The following is a 24384-nucleotide window of genomic DNA, read 5'->3' on the forward strand; positions in this document are numbered from 1 at the left end:
ATTGATGTGAGTATTATTCATGACAGCACCCCGTATCCTGGTCGTCGACGATGAAGCTGACCTGCGTGAACTGCTGGAGATCACGCTGATTAAAATGGGCCTGGATGTCGATTGCGCCGATTGCCTGGACGCGGCACGCCAGCTTTTGCAGCAAACCGAGTATGCCCTGGTCCTGACCGATATGCGCCTGCCCGATGGACTGGGCATTGAACTGGTGCGCGAAGTCACCTCTCTATATAAGAACACACCGATTGCCGTGATCACTGCTTTCGGCAGCACGGATAATGCCGTGTCCGCTTTAAAGGCGGGTGCGTTCGACTATCTGACCAAGCCGGTCGCGCTCGACCAGTTGCGCCAGATGGTGCGGTCGGCGTTGCGGATCCATACGACCGAGGCCGGTGGCTCTGCATCGGGCGCCACCACCACGGGGGGCGATTCCTGTCTGGTCGGCCAATCCGCCGTCATGCGTGACTTGCGCGCGCAGATTGTGCGCCTTGCGCGCAGCATGGCGCCGGTGGCGATTACCGGCGAATCGGGCAGCGGCAAGGAACTGGCGGCACGCGATATCCATGCGCACAGTGCCCGGGCCGACAAGCCTTTCATCGCCGTCAATTGCGGCGCGATTCCGGAAGCGCTGATGGAAGCCGAGTTCTTTGGCTATCGCAAGGGTGCCTTTACGGGTGCAACCGACGATCGCGACGGTTTTTTCCAGGCCGCGAACGGCGGCACGCTGATGCTCGACGAAGTCGCCGACCTGCCACTCGCCATGCAGGTAAAACTGCTGCGCGCCATCCAGGAACGCCGGGTGCGCAAGGTCGGCGCGACGGTCGAAGAGCCGGTCGACGTGCGTATCATCAGCGCGACGCACCAGAACCTGGCCGAATGCGTGGAGCAGGGAAGATTCCGTCAGGACTTGTTTTACCGGCTCAATGTCATCGAACTGCGCTTGCCGCCATTGCGTGAACGGCTCGACGATATCGGTCTGCTCTCCGATGCCATTCTCGCGCGCCTGGCACTTGGCGGTACGCCTGGGGTATTGAGTTCCGCCGCACTGGATGCCTTGCGTGCCTATTCATTTCCCGGCAATGTGCGCGAACTCGAGAACGTGCTGGAACGGGCGATGGCATTTGCGAACGACAGTGTCATTGAGGTGGAAGACCTGGCACTGAAGCAGACCGGTCCGGGAGCTTCAGCCGGCGTGCGCCCGGCCACAGCCGCCGCGTCTTTGTCGGTACAGCCCGAACCTGTCTTGATTCCACCGGCACTGGCACCGTTGCCGGTGCCGGTGGAGCCGAACATGGAGGTGGCCGACACCACAGAGCGGATCAACGAGGATGTGTGTGCAGCCCAATCCGGCAACGACTTACCGGCATCGCTTCCCGACTATCTCGACCAGGTCGAGCGTGAAGTGATCTGCCGTGCGCTCGCCAAAACGCATTTCAACCGGACCCAGGCCGCCGAACTTCTGGGCATCAGCTTTCGCCAGCTCCGCTATCGCATGCAGCGCCTGTCCATCCACGAACCCGAATCATGAACCGATTCCAGATTGATGCCGGCGGCTGGTCTTCCGGTGTGGAGCGCCAGCCTTCACCCAACTTCGATCCACGAGCACCCGATACCGTGGTGGATCTGCTCGTCATCCACAATATCAGCCTGCCGCCGAATCAGTTTGGCGGACCCTATATCGCCGATCTGTTCGGTAACCGGCTCGACTGCGATGCCCATCCGTACTTCGATCAATTACGGGCGCTGAAGGTATCGGCACACTTCCTGATCCGGCGCGACGGTCATGTCATGCAATTCGTGTCGGCGAACGACCGTGCATGGCATGCCGGCGCGTCCAGCTTTTGCGGCCGTGAGCGCTGCAACGACTTGTCGATTGGAATAGAACTGGAGGGCACGGACTTCGATCCCTTCGAAGATGCGCAGTACGATGCGCTGGCTGACCTGACCTCTGCGCTCAAGGCCCGTTATCCGCTCACCGACGTGGCGGGACATGAACATATTGCGCCCGGACGTAAAACCGATCCCGGGCCGCACTTCGACTGGGACCGTTTCCGCAAGTCCTTGATTCGAAACAAGTGCGTTTCCATCACACAATCGAATCTGCGCTTTCCCGCTTGATAAGAGGAAAAGTCAACCCTGTTTACGCAGGAAATTTGTTGTCCGTCCCATAAAAAAGATATTGCAACATCCTAGGCCTGCCACTAGAATTAGTCTCAATCGCAGCGGGAACCACTAGATATAGTAGTTGCTCTAATGGTTGCTGTGAGTCCCTTACAGGGCTGTTCAAGTAGTTCATCAGCGTAATAGTTGTTATGTAGTGGGTGGGCCGCGAACAGCTCTCCCCTTGAAATGCACACCGTGCGGAACGATGCCAGATGTCGGGCAGAGACCCGTTCGCGCCATAAAAGCACGGTTTGCACGAATACGTGAACGCTGCCCGCACGGAGTGTTCTAAATTAATAACCAAACAGCTGCACGGCTGTCGCGTTACGTCAGGAGGCAAGATGCTCGCAAATCAAGAAGTCAATCAAAAATCCACCGCCGAATTCGGCCTGATCCCTCCGCACGCTCCTACCTCCGCTTCCGTAGCCAACATGAATGTCAATCTCGGCGACTACAAAGTCATTCGCCGCAATGGTGCGGTCGTTGGCTTCGAGCCGTCAAAGATTTCGATCGCCATGACCAAGGCTTTCCTCGCCGTGAACGGCGGGCAGGGCGCGGCATCGGCGCGCGTGCGTGAACTGGTCGAGCAGCTGACGAACGGCGTGGTCTCGGCATTGGTGCGCCGCCAGCCGGCAGGCGGCACCTTCCATATCGAAGACGTGCAGGACCAGGTTGAACTGGCGCTGATGCGTTCGGGCGAACATGATGTGGCCCGTGCCTACGTGCTGTACCGCGCCAAGCGCATGGAAGAACGTGCGCAGCAGCAAGCCGCAAAGCCGACCGATGCGCCACAATTGCATGTCACCGAAGATGGTCAGCGTCGTCCGCTCGACCTTAACCAGGTCCGCGACCTGATCACCGCTGCCTGCGTCGGCCTCGAAAAGCATGTTGACGCGGAAGCGATCCTGGCCGAAACGGTCAAGAACCTGTACGACGGCGTGCCGGTCGAAGAGCTGCACAAGTCCGCCATCCTGGCTGCCCGCGCGCTGATGGAAAAGGACCCGGCCTATAGCCGCGTCACCGCTCGCCTGCTCATGCACACCATCCGTAAGGAAGTGTTCGGTCAGGAAGTTGCACAAGCCGATGCCGCTGCACATTACCTCGAATACTTCCCGAAATACATCAAGAAGGGTATCGAAGCCGACCTGCTCGACACCAAGCTGGCGCAGTTCGACCTGAAGAAACTGGCTGATGCGCTGCAACCCGACCGCGACCTGCAGTTTGGCTACCTTGGCCTGCAGACCCTGTACGACCGCTACTTCCTGCATATCGAAGGCACCCGCATCGAAATGCCGCAGGCTTTCTACATGCGTGTCGCGATGGGCCTGGCGCTCAACGAGATCAACCGCGAAGCCCGCGCGATCGAGTTCTACAACCTGCTGTCGTCCTTCGATTTCATGAGCTCGACACCAACCCTGTTCAATTCCGGTACGCAGCGTTCGCAGCTGTCGTCCTGCTACCTGACCACGGTTGCCGATGATCTCGACGGCATCTACGAAGCCATCAAGGAAAACGCGCTGCTGGCTAAATTCGCCGGCGGCCTGGGCAATGACTGGACGCCGGTACGTGCGCTTGGCGCCCATATCAAGGGTACCAACGGCAAGTCGCAGGGCGTGGTTCCTTTCCTGAAAGTCGTGAACGACACCGCCGTCGCCGTCAACCAGGGCGGAAAGCGCAAGGGCGCAGTCTGTGCCTACCTGGAAACCTGGCACATGGATATCGAGGAATTCCTCGATCTGCGCAAGAACACTGGCGATGATCGCCGCCGTACACACGACATGAACACCGCGAACTGGATTCCCGACCTGTTCATGAAGCGCGTGATGGAAAAGGGCGAGTGGACACTGTTCTCGCCGTCCGATGTGCCTGACCTGCATGAAAAGTTCGGCAAAGCCTTTGAAGAAGCCTACAACGGCTACGAAGCCAAGGCTGCCCGCGGCGAACTGAAGTTGTTCAAGAAGATTCAGGCGCTCGACCTGTGGCGCAAGATGCTGTCCATGCTGTTCGAGACTGGCCACCCATGGATCACATTCAAGGATCCGTGCAACATCCGTTCCCCGCAGCAGCATGTCGGCGTCGTTCACAGCTCCAACCTGTGCACCGAGATCACGCTCAACACCAACGAGTCCGAAATCGCGGTCTGTAACCTCGGTTCGGTCAACATGCCGGCCCACATGAAGGACGGCAAGCTGGACCACGTCAAGCTGCAAAAGACCATCCGCACCGCGATGCGCATGCTGGATAACGTGATCGATATCAACTATTACGCAGTCAAGAAGGCGCGTGATTCCAACCTGCGTCACCGTCCGGTCGGCATGGGCATCATGGGTTTCCAGGATTGCCTCCACATGATGCGCATTCCGTACGCCTCGATGGATGCGGTCGAATTCGCCGACCGTTCGATGGAAGCCGTCTGCTACTACGCTTACTGGGCATCGACCGAATTGGCGGAAGAGCGCGGCCGTTACAGTTCCTACCGTGGTTCGTTGTGGGATCGTGGCATCCTGCCGCAGGACTCCCTGAAGCTGCTGGCCGAAGAACGCGGCGGGTACCTCGAAGTCGACACCACCGAGACCATGGACTGGGCATCGCTGCGCGCACGCATCAAGGAACACGGGATGCGCAATTCGAACTGCGTTGCCATCGCGCCGACCGCAACGATCTCGAACATCATCGACGTGTCTGCCTGCATCGAGCCGACCTATCAGAACCTGTACGTGAAGTCGAATCTGTCCGGCGAATTTACCGAGATCAACGAACACCTGGTGCGCGACCTGAAGGCGCGCGGCCTGTGGGATGAAGTGATGGTTGCCGATCTCAAGTACTTCGACGGCAGCCTGGCCAAGATCGACCGCATTCCGCAAGACCTGCGTGAAATCTACGCAACCGCATTCGAGGCTGAGCCAAAGTGGCTGGTCGAAGCCGCATCGCGTCGCCAGAAATGGATTGACCAGGCGCAATCGCTGAACATCTACATGGCCGGCGCCTCGGGCAAGAAACTCGACGAAACCTACAAGCTGGCATGGTTGCGCGGCCTGAAGACCACGTACTACCTGCGCACCATCGGCGCGACACACGCCGAAAAGTCGACCACCAAGGCCGGTGCGTTGAATGCAGTCTCCGCTAGCGGCAGCATGAACAGCGGCATGTCTTCTGCACCGGTCGCGACAGCTTCCGCGGCGACCGAAGAGCTCGCAGGTCCTGCTTGCATGCTGCGTCCGGGCGACCCGGGCTTTGAAGAATGCGAAGCCTGCCAGTAACATTCGGGACCTGAAGACCCGAAGCAAAAGCCGGTTGGCGACCACGGATCGCCGCCGGCTTGAAAGTGCCGCGCAAAAACCGCGCTTGAACAACACGCAAGTACAACTACAATACCTGTAAGGAAGATCGACCATGCTTAGTTGGGATGACGAAGTAACTCCAGTCGCAAGACCCGCTCAGGCTCCGCAACCGGCGCTGGCGCCGGCGTCCTCGTCGGCATCGCATGCGCTGTCCCCCAATGCGCAAATGAATGCGCAGCTCACCAATACCCCGATGAATCCGGCCCTGGTCGCCAAGCCAACCGCTGCCGAGGAATCGCGTCGCGTGAACGCGGCAGACAAGCGCATCATCAACGGCCAGACCGACGTCAACCAGCTCGTTCCGTTCAAATACAAATGGGCATGGGACAAATACCTGGCCGGCTGCGCCAACCACTGGATGCCGCAAGAAATCAACATGCAGCGCGACATCGAGCTGTGGAAGAACCCAAACGGCCTGACCGAGGACGAGCGTCGCCTGGTCAAGCGCAATCTCGGTTTCTTCGTCACTGCCGATTCGCTGGCCGCCAACAACATCGTGCTGGGCACTTACCGCCACATCACGGCGCCCGAGTGCCGCCAGTACCTGCTGCGCCAGGCATTCGAAGAGGCAATTCATACCCACGCCTATCAGTACATCGTGGAATCGCTGGGCCTGGATGAAGGCGAGATCTTCAATGCGTACCACGAAGTTGCATCGATCCGCGACAAGGATGAATTCCTGATTCCCTTCATCGACGTGCTTACCAATCCGGAATTCAAGACCGGTACCGTCGAAGCAGACCAGACGCTGCTGCGTTCGCTGATCGTGTTTGCGTGCCTGATGGAAGGCTTGTTCTTCTATGTCGGCTTCACGCAGATCCTTGCACTCGGCCGTCAGAACAAGATGATGGGTGCAGCTGAGCAGTATCAATACATCCTGCGCGATGAGTCGATGCACTGCAACTTCGGGATCGATCTGATCAATACAATCAAGCTCGAGAATCCGCATTTGTGGACTGCAGAATTCCGTGAAGAGATTAAATCGTTGTTTTTGCGCGCGGTGGAGTTGGAATATCGCTACGCAGAGGATACAATGCCGCGTGGAGTGCTAGGTTTAAATGCGCCGATGTTTAAAGGGTACCTGCGATTCATCGCAAATCGTCGCGCGCAACAGATCGGCCTTGATCCGATGTTCCCGCAGGAAGAAAATCCTTTCCCGTGGATGAGCGAGATGATCGACCTGAAGAAAGAACGCAACTTCTTCGAGACTCGTGTGATCGAATACCAGACCGGTGGTGCACTGAACTGGGAATAAGCAAGAACAGGATGAATAAGCCCGTTTCGAAATGAGCGGGCGTTGGAGACAAAGCAGTTGACCGGAATAAGACCATGAGGTGGCCGGTGACTGAAAACCTGAAGGACTATCACCTAAGTTAATGAACAGTAGACGAACGACCAGATCATCTCTGTTATCGCCGCTGAACCCGACGCTGTCGGGAAAGGCGGCTTTTTCCCTGAAAAACCTGTTGGTTTTTGTGAAAGAGTATTCCTGCGCCGGCTTTGTTGCCGGCGTTTTTTTTGGCTACGGCAATCGCGACGCCCTTTGCGCGCGATAGAAGTCCTCCGTCACGACCGACGCGCGGCGTGATTTTCAGAAGAGAGGCGTAGCTGAAAAAGGCTGAAGTGCTGCATGAGTGAGGTGATGCAGCAGTTCAGCTGGTGCCGAATTCATTAGCGCAAGCAGAAGCTTGCTTGCGCCGATGAATAATCCGCATGACCCATCGCGATGGGGCAGGCGGGTTTACAACCTCGTAGTTTGAATTTTCCATCACGTGAAGGAGAAACAAATGGCAACAGCAAAGAAAGCGGCTGCGAAAAAAGCAGCCTCGGCAAAGAAGCCGGCAGCAGCAAAGAAGCCTGCAGCCAAGAAAGCAGCAGCTCCTAAGAAGGCCGCAGCAGCGAAGAAGCCGGTAGCCAAGAAGGCAGCAGCTCCTAAGAAAGCAGCAGCGAAGAAGCCGGTAGCCAAGAAAGCTGCAACTCCTAAGAAAGCAGCAGCGAAGAAGCCAGTAGCCAAGAAGGCAGCAGCTCCTAAGAAAGCAGCAGCGAAAAAGACTGTAGCCAAGAAAGCTGCAGCTCCTAAGAAAGCAGCAGCGAAGAAGCCGGTAGCCAAGAAAGCTGCAGCTCCTAAGAAAGCAGCAGCGAAAAAGACCGTAGCCAAGAAGGCAGCAGCTCCTAAGAAAGCAGCTCCTAAGAAAGCGGCAGCGAAGAAGCCGGTAGCCAAGAAAGCTGCAGCTCCCAAGAAAGCCGCTGCCAAGCCTGCTGCGAAAAAAGCTGCAGCACCCAAGAAGGCTGCTCCGAAAAAGGCCGCTGCGAAGAAATCCGCTGCCAAGCCTGCCGCTGCACCTGCGGTAAAAACTGTGTTGAATCCGGCAGCGGCATGGCCGTTTCCGACCGGCACACGTCCGTAATAGCTGAGCTTGCTCGCAGGCCTGATTAAGTTCAGGCAAAATGCCCGTTGCGTGGCCCTCGGCCGCACAACGGGCTTTTTTCATGTGGAGACCAGATAGTGCTGACTAGCATTCTTACTTTGATTGTCGATGCCATTGCAGGCATCTTGGGTGGCGTTTTTCTGCTCCGATTCTGGATGCAGGTGGTGCGCGTACGCCCACCAAATACGTTGGGCCAATTCATTTTTCAACTAACAGACTGGTTCGTGCGGCCCATGCGCCGTGTTCTCCCTGGTGTCGGCGGCTACGACTGGGCCAGCCTGATCGGCGCCATTCTTGTCATCGTCCTGGCTGTCGCAATCGATCTCGCAATCGTCTCGCGTTTCGCGGTCGAATTCCTGGTCGTGCTGTCACTCATGCGGTTCTTTGAGTGGATCTTCTATGGCTTCATGGGTCTGTTGATCATCGAAGCCGTATTTAGCTGGGTCAATCCGCATGCACCCCTGGCGCCCTTCATCCGCGCGCTCAACGACCCCTTGCTGCGCCCGCTGCGTCGCGTGGTACCGTTGATCGGCAACGTCGATCTCAGTCCACTGGTTGCGCTGATCCTGCTGCGTATCGCCTTGATGCTGGTTACCACCCTCATCACTTCGCTTGCCTGATGAAAGAGTGGTGGGCCCCGATACCCGGCGGGGTGCGTATCACCGTGCAGGTTCAGCCCAATGCGAGGAAAAGCGAAGTCGTCGGCGTACATGATGATGCCCTGAAGATCCGGTTGCAAGCGCAGCCGATCGAGGGCAAGGCAAATGACGCGCTGGTGAAGCATCTCGCCGACACGCTGGGCTGCCCAAAAAGTCGCGTCACGATCACGCATGGACACACCAGCCGACGCAAGATTGTGGAACTTGCCGGCGTAACGCCAGAGGAAGTGCAGCGTCTGCTCACATTGGCATGATGCGGCTGCGGTCATCCAAAAAGAAGCCATCGCGCTAATGACGCGGCATGGCGGTATGCTGAAAAACGGAAACGTTTGATATCCGGCATACGTCGCAGCCGTATCCGCAAGGACGAAGACTGCTTACGCATTGTCGCCGCGCGGTTAGTGGGTCAGTCGCACTTGCCCATTGTTGGTCGTTACTTTCACGATCTCTCCAACACGAAAGCTCTCGTTGGAGGTCACCGCAAAAGTACGCAGCTCGCCATTGTCGAGGCGCACCGTGACCTCGGTGCTGCTGCGGCCGGAACTCGACTGTTCAGCGTGCTGGCCCGCCATGCCGCCGGCAACCGCACCGCCGATTCCTGCAATCGCGCTGCCGGTGCCGCTACCTATACGGCTTCCGGCGACGCCACCCAGAATACTGCCGACAAAGGAGCCAACACCCGAGTTGTGGCCGTCGCGCAGGACGACATCCTTTACTTCTGTGACTTGAGCGTTCTGTACCAGAAAGCTGCCTTGAGTAGAAGAAACCATAGTTGAAGTCGGAGGAGGCGAGGCGCAGCCGACAAGCGCAATGCTCGTCAACAGGAACACCAATATTCTTCCATTATTACGCATGCCGTCTCCAACACAACACTCGCTTGCACTACCCGAGAGCATTCCGCTACGTGACTGCAACAGGAAGCCACGAGCCCGACGCGGATCTCGATTTACGCAAAGCGATAACCGAATGCCTTCTGGAACTGTTCTTCGATGGCGACACGGGCCGGAATGTGATTCTGGCCCCCCTGATAAGCGATCTTGATCGACCCCATCAAGCTGGCCAGGCGACCGGTGGTTTCCCAATCCATGTCATTCGTCAGCCCGTACATCAGGCCAGCCCTGAAAGCATCGCCACAGCCGGTCGGGTCGACAATTTGCTCGGCCGGCACGCACGGAATGTCGATGCGCTTGCCGTCGGTGAAGATCTCCGCACCCAATTCGCCACGTGTCACGATCAGCGCTGACAGGCGCTGGGCGATCTGCTCGAACGAGAGTCCGGTACGCTCCGTCAATAGTTCCGCTTCATAATCATTGACCGCCACATAAGTAGCCAGTTCAATGAACTGTTTCAGGTCAGCACCGTTAAACATTGGTAAACCTTGACCAGGATCGAAAATCAGCGGGATGTTCAGGTCGGCGCAATCCTTCGCATGCTGCAGCATACCGTCGCGGCCGTCCGGCGCGACAATCGCCAGCTTGACCGCGCCCGCGTCGGCGACCTTGTTCTCATGCGACCGCGTCATCGCGCCGGGATGGAAGGCGGTGATCTGGTTACCGCCGGCGTCGGTCGTGATGAATGCCTGGGCCGTATAGGCGTCGTCGATCATGCGGATACAGCGGCGTGAAATTTGCAGGCGATCCAGACGCTCCAGATAGGGGGACGCATCCTGGCCGACGGTGGCCATGATCAGCGGGTCACCACCCAGCAGCTTGAGGTTGTAGCCGATATTGCCAGCGCAGCCGCCAAACTCTTTGCGCATTTCCGGGACCAGGAAGGATACGTTGATCTTGTGCAGCTGGTCCGCCAGCAGTGCTTCGGAAAAGCGCCCGCCAAACAGCATGATGGAGTCAAAAGCGAGGGAGCCGCAGATAAGGGATGTCATGGTGGGTGATCTCAATGGAATGGAAAATGGACCGCAGTCTTATACCAATCGTGCGTTATGGGTTGGCATTGGCATTAAGGGTAGAACAGGTAGACCCGGTAGCCTGCGGCCTTGAGCTGCGACAATTCAAAATACAGTTTCAGCGGCTGTTCGGAACTGGCGGCGAAACCACGTTCCAGCTCCTTGCTTGATACGAGATACTCGCGTGGCATGAATACCCGGCGCGCGAGCGGTTTTTCGCTCGCATCGTTGAGAGTCAGTTCGATGCTCGGCCATGCCTGGGCAACCAGACTATGATTGCGAAGCAGCACTGTCAGGCTGAAAGTATTCGAATCCGGTGCCAGCGTTTGCAATTCGCTTGACTCGATTGAGACCGAATCAATCTGCGCCGGCAAGCCGACCTGACATCCGCTACGCTCGCAGGCGGCCGCGAGTACAGGTTGTGCCTGTGGAAGGCGGGCGGCGATCTGGTTGCGGAATATGTAAGCCGCCTGCGCAATCAGCACGCCGAGCAGCAAGGCCGAAGCCGTACCCATGAATATGGTCAGCGCCCGGCCGATTGTTTCGCGGCGCCGCGCCTGTCGCACAAACCCCGGTTCCTCATAGTCGGCCGCATCCGCCTGATCGAGCGCATCGCCTCCGGTTTCCACTGACGCATCGGGTTTGCGCCGCCACGGCCGCGTCTGCAGGTCGTCGATGGCCTGTTCCACAAAATCATCTCCGGTGCCGCTTTTTCGATTGCTATCGGCAGGCTCATCGGCGGAAGGTTTGCGTGGCACATGCGCAATGTCCATCAGCGTCATGCGCAACAAGGGATCGTCTTTCTGTCTTGCAGCGCCCGTCGTGTCGGTTGTGGCGGAAGCGGATGCATCCGCTTCGGTGTATTCGCCTGTACCGGAGCCAGTCGCAGAATGATCCGGCATGACTTGTTTCCCCGCGTCGGAGGATGGCACGCTGGCAACTGAAGTGGGCGGTCCTTCTGAACCAGTCGAGGCAGGGGAAACTGGAACCGTAGTACCGGAGGGCGTTTCGGACAATGGAAAAGGCGTACCCGCAGGCGCTTGCGTCGATGCAAGCGTGGCAGCACCATCAGTTCCACCAGCAGCAAGCTCTTCCGGCCGGAGCAGGTTTTCTATGCCATTGAAAATCTGCTTGCAGGAGCCACAGCGGACCAGTCCGGCCCGCAGTTTAAGTTGGTCATGCGCGACCCGGAATGTCGTATGGCAATGCGGACACTGGGTTGCGAGGGCCATTGCTTTTTAGGGTTTGGCGGCAGACTGGCCAGCCAAGACAACCCAGCCGTCATGTTCAGCCCATACTGCCATCTTGATGAAGGGCGCGTAGGCGGCAGCGACTTCGTCAGACTGCCGGGTCAGGATGCCGGACAACACCAGCATGCCAGCAGGAGCGACGCGTGATGACAGCATCGGTGCCATCAGTTTCAGCGGACTGGAAAGGATGTTGGCGACAACCACGCCATAGGTTTGCGGATGCGCTGCACCGGCAAACTCCTCAGGCACGTAATAATCGATGTCGCAGTGATTACGTTCACTGTTGTAGCGCGCGGACTCGATCGCCTGCGGATCGATGTCCACGCCGACCACTTCCGCCGCACCCAGTTTTTTGGCCACCATGGCCAGGATGCCGGATCCGCAGCCGTAGTCAAGCACAGTCGAACCTTGCGGCGGATGCGCTTCAAGCCACTCCATGCACAGGCGCGTAGTGGGGTGACTGCCGGTGCCGAACGCCAGGCCGGGATCCAGTTCCAGTACCAGTCCGTTCGGGTCCGGTGCATCGTGCCAACTGGGTACGACCCAGATATTCTTGCCAATATGGATGGGATCGAACTGCGATTGGGTCAGCCTGACCCAATCCTGTTCCGCAACCGGACGCAAGGTAAATTGCGGTACCGGCGTGACGCCGCAAGCTGCTGCGGCGGCCACCACGATCGCCGCGTGGTCGGCCTCTTCATCAGCCAGTGCAACGACGCGGCTGTGTTCCCAGGCGGCTTCGGTCGGCTCCATGCCGGGCTCGCCGAACAGCGGACGTTCGGCTTCCGTGCCTTCATCAGCGTCTTCCACCGACACCGAAAGCGCACCCGCTTCCATCAATGCATCGGACAGCGCCTCCGCATGGTCGCGTGCAACTTCGATGACGATTTCAGTCCAGCTCATGGTCTTCCTTGTTTACTTCCCACCCTTGGCCAGCGCCTTGGGCAAATCGGGCTTCGCAGCCAGTTTCTGTTCCAGATAATGGATGTTGGTGCCGCCTTCAAAGAAGCGTGCGTCCACCATCAGTTCGCGGTGCAGCGGAATGTTGGTCTGTATGCCTTCGACCACCATTTCGGACAGGGCGATCTGCATGCGACGGATCGCTTGTTCGCGGGTGGCGCCATAGGCGATCACCTTGCCCACCATGGAATCATAGGTCGGCGGCACGAAATAACCGGCATAAGCATGCGAATCGACGCGAATGCCCGGGCCACCGGGGGCATGCCATGAAACGATTTTACCTGGCGACGGGGTGAACTTGAACGGGTCTTCCGCATTGATGCGGCACTCGATCGCATGGCCGGACAGTTCAATATCACGCTGGCGAAAACGCAGCTTTTCACCTGCGGCAACACGGATCTGCTCCTGCACCAGGTCGACGCCGGTAATCATTTCTGTGACCGGATGTTCCACCTGGATACGAGTATTCATTTCAATGAAATAAAACTCGCCGTTTTCATACAGGAATTCAAATGTACCCGCACCGCGATAACCGATCTTGCGGCAAGCTTCCGCACAGCGGTCGCCGATGCGTTCGATCAGCTTGCGCGGAATACCGGGTGCCGGTGCTTCTTCGATCACTTTCTGGTGTCGGCGTTGCATCGAGCAGTCGCGTTCGCCCAGCCAGATGGCGTTCTTGAATTCATCAGCGAGGATCTGGATTTCCACGTGACGCGGATTTTCCAGGTATTTCTCCATATAGACTTCGGGATTGCCGAAGGCTGCGCCGGCTTCGCTCTTGGTCATGGTGACCGCGTTGAGGAGCGCAGCTTCGGTATGCACGACACGCATGCCGCGCCCGCCACCGCCACCGGCGGCCTTGATGATGACCGGATAACCGATCTTGCGCGCGATACGGATGATTTCCTTCGGGTCTTCCGGCAATGCGCCTTCCGAACCCGGAACGCACGGTACGCCGGTCTTGATCATGGCTTGCTTGGCGGAGACCTTGTCGCCCATCAGGCGAATCGATTCCGGGCGGGGGCCGATGAACACGAAACCGGATTTTTCGACACGCTCGGCAAAGTCGGCGTTCTCGGACAGAAATCCATAGCCGGGGTGAATTGCTTCAGCGTCGGTCACTTCCGCTGCGCTGATGATCGCCGGCATATTCAGATAGCTCAGCGATGATGGCGCCGGACCGATACAGACCGATTCGTCGGCCAACTTGACGTACTTGGCTTCGCGGTCGGCCTCGGAGTGGACGACAACGGTCTTGATGCCCATTTCGCGGCATGCACGCTGAATGCGCAGCGCGATTTCACCACGATTGGCGATAAGAATTTTTTCGAACATGGCGGTTGAGTTACGTTGTGATGCGTTGGTTTGCGTGCAGGAGCTGTCTAGTGGTGTGGCCGGCAAGCGAGAGCCGGCCGCGAAACGCTTAACCGATCACAAACAGGGGCTGGCCGAATTCCACCGGCTGGCCATTCTCAACCAGGATTTGCTTGATCACGCCGGAAGCGTCGGCGTCGATTTCATTGAGCAGCTTCATTGCTTCGATGATGCAGAGGGTATCGCCTTCCTTGACGGTGGCGCCGACTTCAACGAAAGCAGGGTTGCCGGGAGCGGATGCACGATAGAAGGTGCCAACCATCGGCGACTTGACAATATGGCCTTCCGGTTCCGGTGCAGCAGCCGGTATGCCTGCTGTGGCCGACGCTGCGGCGGGAGCAGGGGCCGACAGCGTCTGCTGCGGCATCGACTGCGGCTGCATCATGACGACCTGGCTTTGCGGTGCTCCGGAGGATTTGACGATACGGACTTTGCTTTCGCCCTCGGTGACTTCGAGCTCGGCGATGTCTGATTCGGCGACGAGGTCGATCAGCGTCTTGAGTTTTCGTAGATCCATATGAAATCCCTCAGAATAGTATTTTTATTGCAATTGGAGCCGCCACGATTATAAGTGTTCGCGGCGAGATAGAGAAAATTAAAGCTTTTTGAGTGCGAAATCGATTGCGGCACGATAGCCGTCGACACCCAGACCACAGATCACGCCGACGGCGACTGCTGACAGATAAGAGTGGTGACGGAATTCTTCACGCCTGTGAATATTAGAGATATGCACTTCAATGAATGGGATGGCGACGCCAGCCAGCGCATCGCGCAGCGACACACTGGTGTGTGTGAGGCCGCCCGGATTAATGACGATGCAGTCCACGCCTTCGGAACGTGCGGCGTGAATGCGGTCGATCAGCTCGCCCTCATGGTTACTTTGAAAGCAGGTAAGAACGGCACCGGCAGCCGCAGCTTGTGCGGTTGCCGCTTGCTCGACATCAGCAAGCGTGGTCGATCCATAGACTTCTGGTTCACGTGTGCCCAGCAGATTCAGGTTCGGGCCATTGACCAGAAGAAGCTTTTTTGCCATGGGAGTTCTGACTCCGTTTGACGAGGATGGCGCATTTTGCCGCCAAATGATGCTGATTGGCAAGGAAAAAGATCAGGTAAACACTACAACTGTTCAAGATCCTTGCGCAATTCATCCATTTTCAGACGCCCGAGGTAAGTCTTTTTCACTTGGCCGTCACTGCTCACCAGCACCGTAAACGGCAGCCCGCCAGCCTGATTGCCCAGCTTTCGGGACAATTCGCTACCGCCCATGCCCCCCACATAGATTGGATAAGTAATCTGGTATTTGGAGACAAATTGCGCGATATTGGCTGGGGAATCAATTCCGATGCCTAAAATCTGTGCTTTTTTGCCAGTATCGAGTTCGCTTTGCAACGCAGACAGTTCCGGCATTTCTTCAACACAGGGCGCGCACCAGGTTGCCCAGAAATTGATGACCAGCGGCCTTCCCTTCCACTGCGACAGCGCTTGCGTTTTTCCGGATGCATCGGCCATTGATTCGGCGAGCAGAGCATCGACGGCAGATGCTTCGGCAGGTGCCGGCGAGGTTTGCCGAACGCCCAAATACACACCAATTCCGGCAAACAAGACGGCAACTACGGCAAACAGAGCTATATTTTTCTTCATTCCTCTTCGCTTTCTGCGATCAGCGCACGCACCGATTCGGTATCGGCGCGCGTTATTCTACCGTCAGACGACACTTTTATTGCGCCACGCAAATCATCGGTCTCGTATAGGCTGAGATGCACTCCCTCGTTGTGCCACATAAAGCTGACCGTTTCGACGGGTTCCCCGCGTCCCTTGAAGTGCGGCGTCTCGGAAACTTCAAAATCCACATTTTTGTTGATCAGGAAGATTTCGACATCTTTGGCGCTTTCCGCAAAAAGCTGCAAATGAATGTCCGAGTGCTCGCCTGCCGTGCCGTTGAGCACAGCCCCGGTCAGATATGGCGAGAAACCGGCCAGATCGGTCATGAGGCGCAGAGCGAGTTTGCGCAAATGCAATAAACGTTCTGGCTGGGTGTCGGCAAAGAACAACTCGTTATATAGACGTACTTCATCTTCGATCTGGGCGTTGTCGGGCATGTATTCGCCGCGCACCTTGGTATTTCCAAGGACTTGTTTGGCAGCCTTTCGCTTGGCCGTTCCATAATCTGCGCCGTCTTCGGCGATCAGGCGGGCGGCTGCGGCGGCGATTTCCGCACGCAGCATGTCGATATTGCTTGTGAAATTGCTCATGGTGTCGATGATACTCCCTAAGGCAGGCGGTCGCCGGTCAGGTAAAATTCCGGATTCGCCGAATCCTGCCTGATTGGACCGATAGAAGTTGGACCTTTCTCCAGGCAGACCGGTCAGATCTCTCTTTCATTTGAAACAGCACAATGCATATCCACATTCTCGGCATCTGCGGCACCTTCATGGGCGGACTCGCGGTGCTGGCAAAAGAAGCCGGCCACAAGGTTACCGGTTGCGACGCCAACGTCTACCCGCCGATGAGTACCCAGCTACAGGCCCAGGGAATTGAACTCATCGAAGGTTTCGCGCCTGATCAGGTCAATCTGCAGCCGGATCTTTTTGTTATCGGCAACGTGGTGTCGCGTGGCAATCCCCTGATGGAAGAGATCCTGAACCGGGGTTTGGCCTATGTTTCGGGTCCGCAATGGATAGGAGAACATATCCTGCGCAATAAATGGGTGTTGTCGGTCGCCGGTACGCACGGCAAAACCACGACGTCATCCATGCTGGCGTGGATACTGGAAGATGCCGGTTACGATCCTGGATTCCTGATCGGTGGCGTGCCAATGAACTTCGGCATTTCGGCGCGCCTGTCCGGCAAGGGCAAGGAGTCGTCATTTTTTGTTATCGAAGCCGATGAATACGACACGGCCTTCTTCGACAAGCGCAGCAAGTTCGTGCACTACCGGACCAAAACCGCGGTGCTGAACAACCTGGAATATGATCACGCGGATATTTTTCCGGATCTGGGCGCCATCGAAACCCAGTTCCACCATCTGGTTCGCACCGTGCCCGGTGTCGGCCGCCTGATCGTCAACGGCCGTGAAGAATCGCTGCGCCGCGTCGTCGCGCGCGGATGCTGGAGCGACAAGGAATGGTTCGGTACGGATGCCACGAATGTCATAGAGGGCGCTGCAGGCTGGGCGCTGAAAACCCATGAGGATGACAGTTTTGATGTGATCTTCAATGGCGCCCTGCAGGGAACCGTGAACTGGTCGTTGACCGGCGAACACAACCGCATGAACGCGCTGGCATCGATTGCCGCAGCCCGGCATGTCGGCGTGACGCCGGCGGTGGCCATCGAGGCATTGCAGAAATTCGAGAACGTCAAACGACGCATGGAAGTGCGCGGCACTGTCACGGACATCACGGTCTACGACGATTTCGCCCACCATCCGACCGCGATAGCCACCACGGTAGCAGGCCTGCGCAAGAAAGTCGGCAATGCACGCATCCTCGCGGTGCTTGAGCCGCGTTCCAATACCATGAAGCTTGGCACGATGAAGGAAGCCTTGCCCGGCAGCCTGACCGATGCTGACCTGGTGTTCGGCTACGGCGCAAAGGCAGGCAAGGATGCGCTTGGCTGGAACCTGTCCGAAGCGCTGGCGCCACTAGGCCGGAATGCCTCTACTTATGACGAGCTCGATACGCTGGTGCAAGCCATCACCCGGGCTGCGCGCCCCGGTGATCATGTGCTGGTCATGAGCAATGGCGGTTTCGGCGGCGTGCATCAAAAAATTCTCGACGCCCTCGCGCAATGATCCTGTACCTGCACGGTTTCCGGTCGTCGCCGCTGTCATTCAAGGCGCGCATGCTGCAGCAGCGGATGACAGAGCTTGGGCATGCATCCGCGTACCAGTGCCCCCAGCTGCCGGCATCCCCGCGTGAAGCGATTGCCCTGGCGGAGGACATTGCGAGCAAGGAAACATCCCAGTCTCTGACGCTGATCGGATCATCGCTCGGCGGCTACTATGCGACCTATCTTGCAGAGCGGTTGGGATGCAGGGCGGTGTTGCTCAATCCGGCGATTACGCCGCCGCGCGATCTGGAAAAGTATGTCGGTGTGATGACGGCTTACCATTCCGACGAACCTTTCGAATTCAAGCGTGAATATATCGACGAGCTGAAAGCACTGAAGGTATCGAAGGTGACGCATCCTGAACGTTACCTGCTGGTCGCTGCGACCGGTGATGAAGTCCTTGACTGGCGCGAAATGGTTGCTCACTATCCCGCGTCCCGGCAAATCGTCATCGAGGGCAGCGATCATGGCATCTCCGATTTTGCCAAATATCAGGACGAGGTACTGGCCTTTTGCGGCATTGAGACAGGAAACCGTCAGTGACGCCGCTCAAGGTAAAACATGCGCGCTGGTGCACGCATGTGAATGGTGTTTTTCCATCGCCTGTCATGCGTGACTGGCTGTCGGACAACGGTTCGCTCACACGCAAGCTGACTTTGCATAGCCGCCAGTTTCGGGTCGAGCGTTTGCGCCAGGAGCAGTCCAGGTGTCTCTCTGACGAGTTCCGCATGATCGGGCTGCCTCGTCAGGCCAGGGTGCAAGAGCGGGAAGTGCTGCTGCGATGCGATGAACTGCCAGTCGTGTTTGGGCATACCATAGTACCGACAGGCGCAACGGCGGCAGACTGGCCTTTTTTCGGCACACTCGGCAATCGTTCGCTGGGAACAACATTGTTCGGTGATCCGCGTGTTGTGCAGGGGACATTGCAATACGCGCGCCTGCATCTGCAGCACCCGCTGGCACGCAGGGCAGGCATGGCAATTGGCAAGGAATTCACGGCGCCGCTGTTCGCACGACGCTGCTTGTATCAAAGAAAGAAGGGCGTATTGCTGGTCACGGAGTTATTCCTACCCGCACTGTCCGACCTCACGTCGCATTCGCGCCCAGGCGCGCGGCTTAACGAATCAACACGCTGAAAAGCGAAGCATCCATGAATCTATTCTTTGAAGAGTCCGGCGATTTCAAGGCCGGCGCAGTCCTTTCCCAGCAAGGTGAGGCATATCAGGTTGAAATGCAGACCGGCAAACGCACCAAGGTCAAATCACGCGATGTGCTGTTTCAATTTTCCTCGCCCGAGCCGGCGCAATTATTGACTGATGCGAAGACAGTGGCGGATGACATCGACCTTGATTTCCTGTGGGAAGTGGCTGGACAGGAAGAGTTCGGATTCGCGGAACTCGGGACGGAATATTTTGGCCATGACCCCAAACCGCACGAAGCAGCCGGCCTGTTGCTACGCTTGCATCATGCGCCTGTCTATTTTTACAAGAAGGGCAAAGGGCGTTACAAGGCGGCGCCGGAAGAGTCATTGAAAGCGGCGCTTGCCGGTATCGAAAAGAAAAAGCAGCAAGCGCTGATGCAGGCGCAATACGTGGAAGAACTGAAGGCCAATCGCTTGCCCGAGGCGTTCAAGCCTATCGTCATGCAACTCTTGTTCAAGCCGGACAAGAACAGCATCGAATACAAGGCGCTGGAAGCAGCATGCTCGGAATTGCGCACTTCTCCGCAGCGCCTGATGCTGACGGTCGGTGGCATTCCATCGCCGAAGCAGTTGCACCTGACGCGCTTTTTGCATGAATACTTTCCGAAGGGGACCGGTTTTCCAGCCATTACCTTGCCGCAGGTGCCGGCACTTCCGGTGGCCGATGTCCGCGCCTTCTCGATTGACGATGTGACCACCACCGAGATTGACGATGCCTTCTCCATCGTGCCGCTCGGCGATGGCAGAATCCGTGTCGGCATTCACATCGCCGCGCCGGGCCTAGGCATCAAGCGCAATGACGCCATTGATGCAATCGCACGCCAGCGCCTGTCGACTGTTTATATGCCGGGCGACAAGATCACCATGCTGCCCGATGAACTGGTTGAAGCATTTACGCTGGGCGAAGGCCGCACCTGCCCCGCACTGTCCTTGTATGCAACTCTTGATACGAGCGACTGGTCGGTACTATCCACCGAGACCAAGGCCGAAGCGGTGCCGATTGCCGCCAACTTGCGTCACAACGATCTCGACGCACTGGTGACCGAGGAAACACTTGCCGATGGCAGCGGCGACTATGCGCACAAGGACGATATCGCTTTGCTATGGCAATGGGCTCAAGTGTTGGAAAAAAGCCGCATGGTCAAACGTGAAGGATTTGGCCTGAAGCCCGAGCAAACCAATCGTGTCGATTTCAATTTTTATGTTGTTGACGATGTCGTCAGCATCGTGCGCCGCAAACGTGGTGCACCACTCGACAAGATTGTCGCGGAGCTGATGATTTTTGCCAACAGCACCTGGGGCAAGCTGATGCACGACCATGGCGTGCCCGGCATTTATCGCGCTCAGGGTGGCGGCAGCGGCGGATGGGCAGCAAAAATGCAGGTGCGCATGGTGACCCACGCGGCGCCGCACCAGGGACTTGGCGTCGACCAGTATGCATGGAGCACGTCGCCGCTACGCCGCTACACGGACCTCGTCAACCAGTGGCAGATTCTCGCGTGTGTCGAGCACGGCGTTACCGCGCCTCTGGCCGCGCAGTTCAAGCCCAAGGACGCCGACCTGTTCGCCGTGGTCTCCGCGTTCGACGCGGCCTATGGCGCGTATGCGGATTTCCAGGGCAATATGGAACGCTACTGGTGCCTGCGCTGGCTCGCCCAGGAGAACCTCCGCCATGTCGAAGCCGTGGTGCTGAAAGATGAAGTGCTGCGTCTGGTTGATATTCCATTAATCATCCGTCTGCCGGGCATGCCGCAAGCCGCACGCGGCACGCAGGTCCGGCTCGAACTGATTCGCTGGGATGAAGTCGAGCTCACCATCGAAGCGCGTCTGCTCGAAATGGCAACAGGTTCACCCGAGGAGGCCGAAGAAGTCGAGGCGCCCGATGACGAAATCGCTACAACCGAGACCGAAGCAGGGGCCGAGTCTGTTTCCGAGTGAAAAAGTCCGGCAAACAAGACCGGGCTTTATCGTAAAATCCTAGGCTTCTACAACCGCTCGTTTCCTGCCGCGTGAAGCTACTATTACCTGATAACCGTACCCTGACGATTGCCATTGCGGCATCGGTGCTGGTGCACGGCGCGCTGCTGGCAGTGCGGTTTGCTGCGCCGGATTCCTTCAAGTTCAAACCGGCGGACCCGGGCCTCGAAGTCATCCTCGTCAATGCCAAGCATGACCGCAAGCCAGTCAAGGCAGAGGCGCTTGCCCAGGCCAACCTGGATGGCGGCGGCAATGCCGAGGCCGGGCGTTCGAAGTCACCGCTGCCCGACATGCGTCGCAGCGAAGACGGCGATGGCATGAAGACCATGCAAAAGCGCATTGAAGAACTGGAACGCCAGCAGCGCATGCTGGCCCAGATGAACAAGAAATCGCCGCTTGCCACTGCACCGACCAAGGAACACAACAAGCCGCAAGTCAACCCGACACGTCCCGATGCCGCCGATGCCAGCGAAAGCGCCAAGGAAATCCTGCGGCGTGAAGCCGAGATTGCCAAGCGCATCGAAGATGAAAACAAGCGTCCGAAAAAAACCTTTATCTCGCCGAGCACGCGTGAGGTCGGCTATGCGATGTACTTCAACAGCGTGCGCCAGAAAATCGAAAAGCTGGGCACCACCAACTTTCCGCAAAAGGATGGCCGCAAGCTGTATGGCGAGTTGACGCTGTCGATTTCCATCTTCCAGGACGGCAGCATTTATGCAAAGGACAAGGATGAAGGCGTGACAGTCGAGCGCTCGTCCGGCAATCCTTCGCTCGATGAAGCGGCGCGCCGCATCGTGCGCCGCTCGGCGCCGTTCGGTGCATTTGCCAAGAACATGCGATCGAGCGACAAGGACGATGTCTGGGTAATGACGACGCGTTTCAAGTTCACGCGTGACAACGAACTCGAAGCCAATCTGCAGGGAGGAAGCAGTTGAGCCTGTCGCCAGAGCGTTACGGTGTGATCGGCAACCCGATCGCGCATAGCAAGTCCCCGGACATCCATGCGGAATTTGCCCGGCAAACCGCGCAGCACATGGTGTACGAGCGCATACTCGCGCCGGTCAATGCCTTTGCAGCAAGCGTTCACGGATTGATCGGGCAGGGCTTCAAGGGCGCGAACGTCACCGTGCCGTTCAAGCTGGACGCACATGCGCTTGCGACCTCCCTCACGGAACGTGCGCAGGCTGCCGGTGCCGTGAATACCCTGAAGTTCGATGGCGACCGCATCATCGGTGACAACACCGATGGGGTCGGTCTGGTTACCGATATTGTTGTCAATGCGGGGATCGCCTTGCGTGGCCGCCGGGTCCTGTTGCTCGGTGCCGGAGGCGCGGCGCGCGGTGTCATTCTTCCCATCCTGGCAGAGTCGCCGGAACGACTTGTCATTGCCAATCGCACAGTGTCGAAAGCGGAAGAACTGGTTGCGCAGTTCGCAGCGAAGGGAAGGGTGTCCGCGAGCAACTTCGGGGCATTGCATGAACCCTTTGACGTGGTCATCAATGCTACCTCCGCCAGCCTGTCCGCCGACTTGCCGCCTGTTGCCGCCGAGGTGTTCGGTGCTGACTCGCTCGCCTACGACATGATGTATGGGAAGGAGCCGACGGTATTCATGCAGTTCGCGTCCCGCCACGGCGCATCGACGCGCGATGGCTTGGGCATGCTGGTTGAGCAGGCGGCCGAGTCCTTCATGCTCTGGCGTGGCGTGCGTCCCGCCACGGCGTCTGTATTCGCGGCATTGCGTTCCCGGCTATAAGCATGATGAAACGCTTGCGCAAGTTGTTGTTGTGGCTGATCGTCGCGCCGATAGCGCTCGTCCTTGTCTTGCAGCTGTATTTTTTTGTGCAGATCTGGTGGTGGGTCGACCACAATCCCGGTTCCACCAGCTTCATGAGCCGGCAGCTTTCCGTGCTACGTGAAAAGGACCCCAAGGCCCAGCTCAAGCATACCTGGGTGCCGTACAACCGCATATCAAATCATCTCAAGCGCGCCATCATCGCTGCCGAAGATTCGAATTTTTCCGGGCACGAAGGTGTCGACTGGCAGGCGATGCAAAAAGCCTACGAAAGAAATACCAGGAAGGGCAAGGTGATCGCTGGTGGATCGACCATCACCCAGCAGCTTGCGAAAAATCTTTTTCTTTCCGGAGAGCGTAGCTATCTGCGCAAAGGGCAGGAAGTGATCATCACTTACATGCTCGAATCCATGATGGACAAGGAACGTATCTTCGAAATCTATCTGAATGTGGTCGAGTGGGGGGTGGGCGTGTTCGGCGCGGAAGCCGCTGCCCAGCATTACTATGGCGTATCGGCCGCCGCCCTGGGACCAGCGCAGGCGGCACGGCTTGCCGTGATGTTGCCGAAACCGCGCTTCTATGACAAGAATCGCAACTCCACTTATCTTTCCCGTCGTACCAACCTGATCTTGCGGCGCATGGGGGCCGCAGAACTTCCCTGAGCATGTTCATGCCCATGAGGGTCAGGCGCAGAAATATCCCGCGGGACGGCCTGTCCTGGCCACGGTGCGCCGCTTCATAGCGTTCTACCGCGACGATCTCGGTTCGCTTTGAACATCGGTAGCAACAGTAGACTCAGGAAAAAGACAGCCGGGTCGGCGGCCACCCACGCGGCGCACCATAACTGGCGCTCCGCGAAGGAAACGTCCCGGCTGTTGTCACCTTCAGGCGGTCGAGCGAAAACTGTCGCAGGTGCTGGAACACGCTCTGATTGATTCCCATCGTGGCCTGCATGACCAGCATGTCGACTTCGCGATGGACGGTATCGGCCAGTGGCTGCGCTGCCAATGGGCGGCGTTTCGCGGCGCGGGCGCACTCCAGTTGCTCGGACACGACGCAACGGAACGCATCTTCCAGCGTTAGTTTACTGGTCTCGCAGGCCAGCGCCCAGCATTGCGGCTGTTCGGGATGCCGACGCAATACCTGTTCGCGGCACAGCGTCGCGCACAGTTTCAGCAAGTCCCTGATCGGCATGCGGGTCTGTCGCTTCAACTGGTCAAGAGTCAGGGAACGCGGCGCGCACGACACGAACTGGCCAAGCACTTCGGTCATCACGCAGAGACGTGCGTGCAAGGCGCTGTCGCCCAATAAAAAATCATCGATGGCGTTCATGCTGCTTTCTCCAGTAAATTTGCGTCCAACGCCATGTGGGTCAGGCAGTTCTGCATCCTGCGCCTTGCCGGTCAAAAAAGTCCATCGATCTCATTTGTCACGTTACAGCTTGGGATCGGTATTACGTAAGCGAACGAATTACCTGATAAGTGAAAAATTCTTGCTCATG

Annotated in this window: 25 protein-coding genes and 3 pseudogenes; 16 read left to right on the top strand and 12 right to left on the bottom strand. The window is 57.8% G+C overall.

From position 1 onward, the window contains the following. Positions 1-13: 13 nt before the first annotated feature. Positions 14-154 carry a hypothetical protein gene (locus ASE07_RS29600; RefSeq protein ID WP_235548372.1) on the bottom strand — a complete coding sequence of 47 codons (141 nt, stop codon included), beginning with the start codon at positions 152-154 and terminating at the stop codon, positions 14-16. On the opposite strand from ASE07_RS29600, the pseudogene ASE07_RS30625 reads away from it, so the two are divergent. From ASE07_RS30625 to ASE07_RS07155, 9 genes and pseudogenes are all read left to right on the top strand, one after another. After that, positions 95-307 (top strand): annotated as a pseudogene (locus tag ASE07_RS30625) (response regulator); the annotation flags it as partial. The gene ASE07_RS29600 and the pseudogene ASE07_RS30625 sit on opposite strands and share 60 nt — an antisense overlap. 35 nt (positions 308-342) lie before the next feature. Then, positions 343-453: pseudogene (locus tag ASE07_RS28675) on the top strand. Positions 454-463: 10 nt separating this feature from the next. Next, complete coding sequence (locus tag ASE07_RS07125; RefSeq protein ID WP_156396453.1) at positions 464-1534, top strand: sigma-54-dependent transcriptional regulator; 1071 nt, start codon at positions 464-466, stop codon at positions 1532-1534. Then, on the top strand, positions 1531-2124 hold the full coding sequence (gene ampD, locus ASE07_RS07130; protein ID WP_057290127.1) for a 1,6-anhydro-N-acetylmuramyl-L-alanine amidase AmpD: 594 nt from the start codon (positions 1531-1533) through the stop codon (positions 2122-2124). The genes ASE07_RS07125 and ampD overlap by 4 nt, the downstream gene beginning before the upstream one ends. Before the next feature lie 476 nt (positions 2125-2600). Continuing rightward, a complete protein-coding gene (locus ASE07_RS07135) occupies positions 2601-5429 on the top strand; it encodes a ribonucleoside-diphosphate reductase subunit alpha (protein ID WP_442946055.1) in 2829 nt (942 codons plus the stop codon). A 133-nt stretch (positions 5430-5562) separates the two neighbouring features. Then, entirely contained in the window at positions 5563-6765 is a 1203-nt protein-coding gene (locus ASE07_RS07140) for a ribonucleotide-diphosphate reductase subunit beta (RefSeq protein WP_057290129.1), read from the top strand. Between the two features lie 532 nt (positions 6766-7297). After that, complete coding sequence (locus tag ASE07_RS07145) at positions 7298-7918, top strand: histone H1-like DNA-binding protein (RefSeq protein WP_057290130.1); 621 nt, start codon at positions 7298-7300, stop codon at positions 7916-7918. Positions 7919-8016: 98 nt separating this feature from the next. Further along, positions 8017-8559 carry a YggT family protein gene (locus tag ASE07_RS07150; protein WP_057290131.1) on the top strand — a complete coding sequence of 181 codons (543 nt, stop codon included), beginning with the start codon at positions 8017-8019 and terminating at the stop codon, positions 8557-8559. Continuing rightward, positions 8559-8852: a DUF167 domain-containing protein gene (locus tag ASE07_RS07155; RefSeq protein WP_057290132.1), complete on the top strand. Its 294-nt coding sequence runs from the start codon at positions 8559-8561 to the stop codon at positions 8850-8852. The genes ASE07_RS07150 and ASE07_RS07155 overlap by 1 nt, the downstream gene beginning before the upstream one ends. Positions 8853-8996: 144 nt before the next feature. Here the strand turns inward: ASE07_RS07155 and ASE07_RS07160 are convergent, their stop codons facing one another. The 10 genes and pseudogenes from ASE07_RS07160 to ASE07_RS07200 all read right to left on the bottom strand — a co-directional run bounded on the left by ASE07_RS07160 (position 8997) and on the right by ASE07_RS07200 (position 16310). Next, the gene (locus ASE07_RS07160) at positions 8997-9368 is read right to left on the bottom strand and encodes a glycine zipper 2TM domain-containing protein (RefSeq protein ID WP_162256864.1); all 372 of its coding nucleotides are present in this window, start codon (positions 9366-9368) and stop codon (positions 8997-8999) included. A gap of 176 nt (positions 9369-9544) precedes the next feature. Next, a complete protein-coding gene (locus ASE07_RS07165) occupies positions 9545-10480 on the bottom strand; it encodes a carbohydrate kinase family protein (RefSeq protein ID WP_057290134.1) in 936 nt (311 codons plus the stop codon). 74 nt (positions 10481-10554) lie between these two features. Beyond that, positions 10555-11403, bottom strand: coding sequence for a DUF3426 domain-containing protein (locus ASE07_RS07170; RefSeq protein WP_162256863.1), 849 nt, complete (start codon positions 11401-11403; stop codon positions 10555-10557). 264 nt (positions 11404-11667) lie between these two features. Next, positions 11668-11733: pseudogene (locus ASE07_RS30630) on the bottom strand (zinc-ribbon domain-containing protein); the annotation flags it as partial. A gap of 6 nt (positions 11734-11739) precedes the next feature. Next, entirely contained in the window at positions 11740-12654 is a 915-nt protein-coding gene (prmA, locus tag ASE07_RS07175; RefSeq protein WP_057290136.1) for a 50S ribosomal protein L11 methyltransferase, read from the bottom strand. Between the two features lie 12 nt (positions 12655-12666). Continuing rightward, positions 12667-14046 carry an acetyl-CoA carboxylase biotin carboxylase subunit gene (accC, locus tag ASE07_RS07180; RefSeq protein ID WP_057290137.1) on the bottom strand — a complete coding sequence of 460 codons (1380 nt, stop codon included), beginning with the start codon at positions 14044-14046 and terminating at the stop codon, positions 12667-12669. 88 nt (positions 14047-14134) lie between these two features. Next, complete coding sequence (gene accB, locus ASE07_RS07185) at positions 14135-14602, bottom strand: acetyl-CoA carboxylase biotin carboxyl carrier protein (RefSeq protein ID WP_057290138.1); 468 nt, start codon at positions 14600-14602, stop codon at positions 14135-14137. Positions 14603-14680: 78 nt separating this feature from the next. After that, on the bottom strand, positions 14681-15118 hold the full coding sequence (gene aroQ / locus ASE07_RS07190; protein ID WP_057290139.1) for a type II 3-dehydroquinate dehydratase: 438 nt from the start codon (positions 15116-15118) through the stop codon (positions 14681-14683). Positions 15119-15201: 83 nt separating this feature from the next. After that, positions 15202-15726 (bottom strand): TlpA family protein disulfide reductase, encoded by a 525-nt coding sequence (locus tag ASE07_RS07195; RefSeq protein ID WP_057290140.1) that lies wholly within the window; start codon positions 15724-15726, stop codon positions 15202-15204. After that, entirely contained in the window at positions 15723-16310 is a 588-nt protein-coding gene (locus ASE07_RS07200) for a hypothetical protein (RefSeq protein ID WP_235548373.1), read from the bottom strand. Before ASE07_RS07200 ends, ASE07_RS07195 begins: the two co-directional genes overlap by 4 nt. Before the next feature lie 170 nt (positions 16311-16480). On the opposite strand from ASE07_RS07200, the gene mpl reads away from it, so the two are divergent. The 7 genes from mpl to mtgA all read left to right on the top strand — a co-directional run bounded on the left by mpl (position 16481) and on the right by mtgA (position 23545). Further along, the gene (mpl, locus tag ASE07_RS07205; protein WP_057290142.1) at positions 16481-17875 is read left to right on the top strand and encodes a UDP-N-acetylmuramate:L-alanyl-gamma-D-glutamyl-meso-diaminopimelate ligase; all 1395 of its coding nucleotides are present in this window, start codon (positions 16481-16483) and stop codon (positions 17873-17875) included. Then, a complete protein-coding gene (locus ASE07_RS07210) occupies positions 17872-18456 on the top strand; it encodes a YqiA/YcfP family alpha/beta fold hydrolase (protein WP_057290143.1) in 585 nt (194 codons plus the stop codon). Before mpl ends, ASE07_RS07210 begins: the two co-directional genes overlap by 4 nt. Continuing rightward, entirely contained in the window at positions 18453-19049 is a 597-nt protein-coding gene (locus tag ASE07_RS07215) for a chorismate--pyruvate lyase family protein (protein ID WP_057290144.1), read from the top strand. Before ASE07_RS07210 ends, ASE07_RS07215 begins: the two co-directional genes overlap by 4 nt. A gap of 14 nt (positions 19050-19063) precedes the next feature. Then, positions 19064-21052 (top strand): ribonuclease catalytic domain-containing protein, encoded by a 1989-nt coding sequence (locus ASE07_RS07220; RefSeq protein WP_057290145.1) that lies wholly within the window; start codon positions 19064-19066, stop codon positions 21050-21052. A gap of 71 nt (positions 21053-21123) precedes the next feature. After that, entirely contained in the window at positions 21124-22026 is a 903-nt protein-coding gene (locus tag ASE07_RS07225; protein WP_057290146.1) for an energy transducer TonB, read from the top strand. Next, on the top strand, positions 22023-22844 hold the full coding sequence (gene aroE, locus ASE07_RS07230) for a shikimate dehydrogenase (protein ID WP_057290147.1): 822 nt from the start codon (positions 22023-22025) through the stop codon (positions 22842-22844). The genes ASE07_RS07225 and aroE overlap by 4 nt, the downstream gene beginning before the upstream one ends. A gap of 5 nt (positions 22845-22849) precedes the next feature. Then, positions 22850-23545 (top strand): monofunctional biosynthetic peptidoglycan transglycosylase, encoded by a 696-nt coding sequence (gene mtgA, locus ASE07_RS07235; protein WP_057290182.1) that lies wholly within the window; start codon positions 22850-22852, stop codon positions 23543-23545. Between the two features lie 133 nt (positions 23546-23678). Here mtgA and ASE07_RS07240 read toward each other — a convergent pair whose 3' ends face one another. Further along, positions 23679-24215, bottom strand: a complete 537-nt coding sequence (locus ASE07_RS07240; protein WP_156396451.1) for a hypothetical protein — start codon at positions 24213-24215, stop codon at positions 23679-23681. Positions 24216-24384: the final 169 nt, after the last annotated feature.

Origin of the sequence: Noviherbaspirillum sp. Root189, from assembly GCF_001428545.1 — a bacterium.
GTDB lineage: Bacteria > Pseudomonadota > Gammaproteobacteria > Burkholderiales > Burkholderiaceae_D > Noviherbaspirillum.